This window comes from Desulfosporosinus sp. FKA (assembly GCF_002196785.1).
Taxonomy (GTDB): domain Bacteria; phylum Bacillota; class Desulfitobacteriia; order Desulfitobacteriales; family Desulfitobacteriaceae; genus Desulfosporosinus; species Desulfosporosinus acididurans.
Genome location: NZ_NAHZ01000020.1, coordinates 1 through 5175 on the forward strand (window position 1 = coordinate 1; position 5175 = coordinate 5175).

The following is a 5175-nucleotide window of genomic DNA, read 5'->3' on the forward strand; positions in this document are numbered from 1 at the left end:
GCATTGATGCTTTATCAACTAAGGTTACTTTAAGTCCGTGTTTTTTGCCCCAGTAAGCTGCTTCTACAGCTGCACCGCAAGCTCCCATTCCGCCTCCGATGATGAGAAGGTCGGTTGTTACTTCTACCGTTTCAAAGTTCATTGGCATTGATTTTAACCTCCCTATTTATTCTTATCTCCAGTATTCAATAGTTTATTTTTTATAGGTCCAAACAGCTGGTAATTTTAAGGATGACGGTTCACTAAACAGATTTAAACTGTTGATATCGGTGTTTTCTTCAACGAAACCACCATCAGGAACAGCGGAGCCTTCTTCAGTTGTACGGATGGGGAATTTAAAGCGCTTAGTCATGCCATTGCGGAATTTAACAGTCCACATGATGCTGTCCGAACCACGGAGAGGTACACAAGAAGCGCCGAGGGGAACGAAATCTGCATAACCACGAAGGTCCATAGCTTGCTGCGGGCAAGCTTTAACACAGCATAAGCACTCCCAGCATTGACTAGGATCTAGATTTACAGCTTTCATTCTTTCCTTGTCTAAAAACATCAGGTCATTTGGGCATGCATACATGCAAGCTGTTTTATCTTGCCCTTTGCATCCGTCACACTTTTCTGCAATTACAAAACTTGGCATTTGTTAAACCTCCCTTAATAATACGTAAATATGATTTAGTTTAAAGATAAATTGGTTTAATATTTTTCAAAAACATAATCATTAATGCTAAAAATATGAGTGGCAAAGCACTATTTTGAATATTGGAATTATTTATTAGAAATTTTTTACTATTTTAAGATTATTTACAATCGCATCCCTCCCTAGAATCCCCATTAACTCCAGTTAATTTAAGAGAAAACTTAGATTGAAGTATTTAATCAATTATTGAATCGATTTTGAATTCAATAATTGAATTCAATTTTTGAATTCGATTTTATGAACAAGACATATTCATCAATTATTTATATTTGGTGAATATTTTATCTGTACAGATTAAAATAAATGTTCTGAATTCTAAATTTAAATGACCATTTCTAAAATTTCTGAAATATCTAAGGCTGTTAATTCTTCTCCGACTTCACGCATAGCAATTCCATCAACAATCATGGTTAAACAGAATGGGCAAGCAGTACCTACATAATCAGTTTTAACAGCGATTGCTTCATCGGTACGCATGACATTAATGCGTTCTCCTTCGTGTTCCTCAAGCCACATACGTCCGCCGCCAGCACCGCAGCAAAAACTCTTTTCACCGGTATGAGCCATTTCCCTGATTTCCAGGCCCACCATTTTGAGCAACTCTCGCGGTTGGTTATAGATCTGATTGTAACGTCCCAAATAGCAAGAATCATGATAGGTAACAGATTTCCCAGCAATATTTTTAAATTTAAGTTTTCCGGCTTTAACAAGCTCCAGTAAAAAGACCGAATGATGAATGACTTCGTAGTCTCCGCCTAATTGTGGATACTCGTTCTTTAGAATATTAAAGCAATGCGGGCATTGAGTTATAATTTTCTTGATTCCATAGCCCTTCATAACCTCAATGTTTTCCGAAGCTAAAGAATAAAACAAATATTCATTTCCAAGTTTACGAGCTGAGTCACCACAACACTTTTCATCGTTGCCTAAAATTGCGAAATGAACACCAGCAGCTTGGAGTAACTTCACGAGTGCTGCAGAAACTTTTTGATTACGTGCGTCAAATGCTCCTGAACATCCGGGCCAATATAAATATTCAGCACTAGGATCTTCTTCGAAGGTCTTCACTCCTAATCCTTTGATGAAATCAGCACGGGTCGTCCAGCCAATCCCCCATGGGTTGCCATTGTTCTCCATATTTCTGAAGGCTAACTGTGCTTCAGCCGGGAATCGAGTTTCCATAAGAACTAAATTTCGCCGCATGTCTATAGTTTTGTCAACATGTTCAACGAAAACAGGGCATTGTTGTTCACAAGAACGACACGTTGTACAGGACCACAAGTCTTCTTCAGGAATAACTTCACCAATGAGAGCTGGTACAGGAAGTTCGACAGGTTCTTCAGCTGCAGCACTTTCCAAATCGGCACTTTGCTTTGACAGAGCCAATTTTTGAGACGCCTTAAGAGCTTCACCTGTTTCTTCCATTAGAATACGCATATCTTGAATTATCCTTTTGGGACTCAAATGTTTCCCGCTTAAATAAGCAGGACAATTATCCTGACAACGTCCGCAACGCAAGCAAGCATCAGTATTAAACAGAGCTTTCCAGCTAAACTCACGCAGTTGACTTTTTCCAAATGTTTCAAGATTTTCATCTTCAAAATCGATAAGTTCAGGAATCCCTATTGGTCCCCGATAACGGAAAAACATATTCAAAGGACCAAGTATTACATGGAACAATTTTGAATATGGGAAATATCCGATAAATGTCATGGCTAAAAGAAGATGAAACCACCACAGGAATCTGTGCAGCGAGAGTAATTGTGCTTCGTTGAGAGATGCTTTAAGAGGAATAGATATCCACTGTCCTATAAATCCCCATCCGGCCCAAGGATCAGGTGTTGCAGCGATACGGACTCCTTCAATTACAAAGCCCGTTAAAAGAATTGCAAATATTAAAGCTAGAGTAATTGCATCATCAGTTTTATTATCTAGGCGATCAGGTCTTTGTATATACCGGCGAAAGGCTGCTGTTATGATTCCCAGGATTGCTAACAAACCAAAAAGGTTAGCTGTCAATTTAATGAACAAATATAGCCATCCATGGAAGATATGTAAGCCAAAGTCTGCTTGAAGTGTAATCATAGCAGTAGCAAACGCTAAAAATACAAATCCCCAAAAAATGCAAAAGTGCATAATACCCGGATAAGAATCTTTAAGGATTCGTTTATGACCGAATCCATATACAAGAATATCTTTTATGCCTTGCCATACGTCTTTCCAGCGATTCTCAGGTTTTCCCAATTTCCAAAGTGACAAACGTTTGTACACTCCGTAACCGAAGAAAATCAGTGCAATGATGAAGAATAAATAAAGCCAATGCTCTCCTTCAATGTTCCAATACACTTGACGTGTGGCCATTCTCATCTCTCCTTATTCATTTAGCGAAGCACCTCTATGGAGGCGCTCCGCTAAATTATATTTATTCAGTTATCAAATATCAACATTAAATCCTAGAACAATCATTAAAGCATTAACATATTGTTAAGCACTAACAATCTTTTTAAATTCTTCGGTCAGAACTGGAACTACTTCGAAGAGATCTCCAACAATTCCATAGTCTGCGACGTTGAAAATATTAGCTTCAGGATCTTTATTGATTGCAACAATAAATTTAGAAGAACCCATTCCTGCAAGGTGCTGGATAGCTCCAGAAATCCCACAGGCGATATAGAGGGTAGGAGCAACAGTTTTACCTGTTTGTCCAACTTGGAACTTTTGCTCTCTCCAACCTGCATCAACAGCGGCGCGTGATGCACCAACTGCTGCGCCAATAACATCAGCCAGGTTTTCTAAGATAACATAGTTTTCAGGGCCTTTCATGCCGCGTCCACCAGAAACAATGATATTAGCTTCAGTTAATTCAGGACGTTTGGAAGCCGCAATAGCAACTTCTTTAAGGATTGCGCGTAAATCCGCAGCATCAATTTCCGCACTTTCTTTAACAACGTCTGCCTTGCGGGAATCATCTGCAACAGGCAGGTTAAACGTATTGGGACGAATTGTAGCCAGGATAGGACGAACGCTGGAAGCAAGATATTCAAAGGCTTTACCAGCATAAATAGGACGTTTGAAAGTCATGAAGCTGCTGGCATCAAGTTCAATACCCGTGCAGTCAGAAGCAAGACCAACGCCTAAACGTTGAGCTAAACGAGGAGCGAGGTCCTTTCCAACAGCTGTATTACCCATAAGGACAGCTTGTGGTTCCTCTTTGCGAATCAATTGGTTCAATGCCGAAGTATAGGCACCTGTTGTATACTCTGCCAATTTCTCATTTTCAACAAGAATAACTTTGTCTGCTCCATTAGCAGCAAGAGTTTGTGCAAGTCCTTCTATTCCTTGACCAAGTACAACAGCGACTAAGGGTTCGCCAGTCTCATCGGCCATTTTCCGTCCTTGTCCAAGAAGTTCTAATGAAACTTTACGAATTTGTTGTTCGCGTTGTTCAACAACAACCCATATTCCTTTTGCCATGTTTATTCCTCCTTCTACAGAACTTTAGCTTCTTCATGCAATAGTCGTGCTAATTCTTTGGCGGCTTGAGGTGCATCTCCAGGGATCTTTTGTCCTGCTTGGCGAGCAGTAGGCAAGGTGTATTTCTGAACACTCATTTTAGATGCTAAGTCGCCGGCAGCTAACCCGAGGTCAGCAACAGCCATTGATTTTAATGGTTTCTTTTTAGCCTTCATGATTCCTGCTACGGATGGATAACGGGGTTCATTGAGGCCTTTTTGGGCTGTGAATACAGCAGGTAATGCAACTTCAATGTTTTCTGTTCCGCCGTCAATTTCACGGGTTGCAGTAACTTGAGTTCCAGCAACTTCAAGCTTAAGAACGCTGGTTACCGAAGGAATATTTAAGGCTTCTGCTAAACGTACGCTAATTTGACTTGCTCCGTCATCAATGGCAATCCGGCCGGATAAGATGATATCATAAGGGAGTTGTGCTACTGCTTTAGCAAGAATTTCTGCATTAGCCCATTCATCCGTGCCCTCTAAAATAGGATCATTCACGACGACACCTTTATCAGCCCCCATTGCCAAAGCTGTACGAACAGCCTCTTGAGCACGCGGACCTCCCATAGTAACGATCGTAACATCGCCACCAAATTTCTCCTTCAGACGAATTCCCTCTTCAATAGCGTACTCATCGTAAGGATTAATAATTAGGTTGACCCCGTTGGGATCGATTTTGCCATTACCATCAAGAACAATTTTAGCCTCGGTATCAAATGTTTGTTTGATGCAAACGATGATGTTCATGCTTTCTCCTCCTAACTTTTCCTATTTTGTCAACGGCTTATTGGGTATAATTGTATATATTGGACACCTCCCCTATATGGGGAAATGGCATCACCTACGAGATATTAAGGCTTGCTAGCTGAACAAAGGAGTTCGGACATTTCCATAACTTCCAAAACATCATTCTTTTCCAGTCCGGCGCAGGCATCGTCAAGCATCAGGATGCAATAGGGACAC

At 40.5% G+C, this 5175-nt stretch carries 4 protein-coding genes; all 4 read right to left on the bottom strand.

Translation table 11 applies throughout. The annotated features are described in order from the left end of the window. Nucleotides 1-193: 193 nt before the first annotated feature. Entirely contained in the window at nucleotides 194-637 is a 444-nt protein-coding gene (gene aprB / locus B5771_RS06110) for an adenylyl-sulfate reductase subunit beta (RefSeq protein ID WP_047810588.1), read from the bottom strand. Between the two features lie 381 nt (nucleotides 638-1018). After that, complete coding sequence (locus B5771_RS06115; RefSeq protein WP_088186739.1) at nucleotides 1019-3058, bottom strand: heterodisulfide reductase-related iron-sulfur binding cluster; 2040 nt, start codon at nucleotides 3056-3058, stop codon at nucleotides 1019-1021. Nucleotides 3059-3181: 123 nt separating this feature from the next. Continuing rightward, nucleotides 3182-4171 carry an electron transfer flavoprotein subunit alpha/FixB family protein gene (locus B5771_RS06120; RefSeq protein ID WP_088186740.1) on the bottom strand — a complete coding sequence of 330 codons (990 nt, stop codon included), beginning with the start codon at nucleotides 4169-4171 and terminating at the stop codon, nucleotides 3182-3184. Between the two features lie 14 nt (nucleotides 4172-4185). Beyond that, nucleotides 4186-4959 carry an electron transfer flavoprotein subunit beta/FixA family protein gene (locus B5771_RS06125; RefSeq protein ID WP_088186741.1) on the bottom strand — a complete coding sequence of 258 codons (774 nt, stop codon included), beginning with the start codon at nucleotides 4957-4959 and terminating at the stop codon, nucleotides 4186-4188. Nucleotides 4960-5175: the final 216 nt, after the last annotated feature.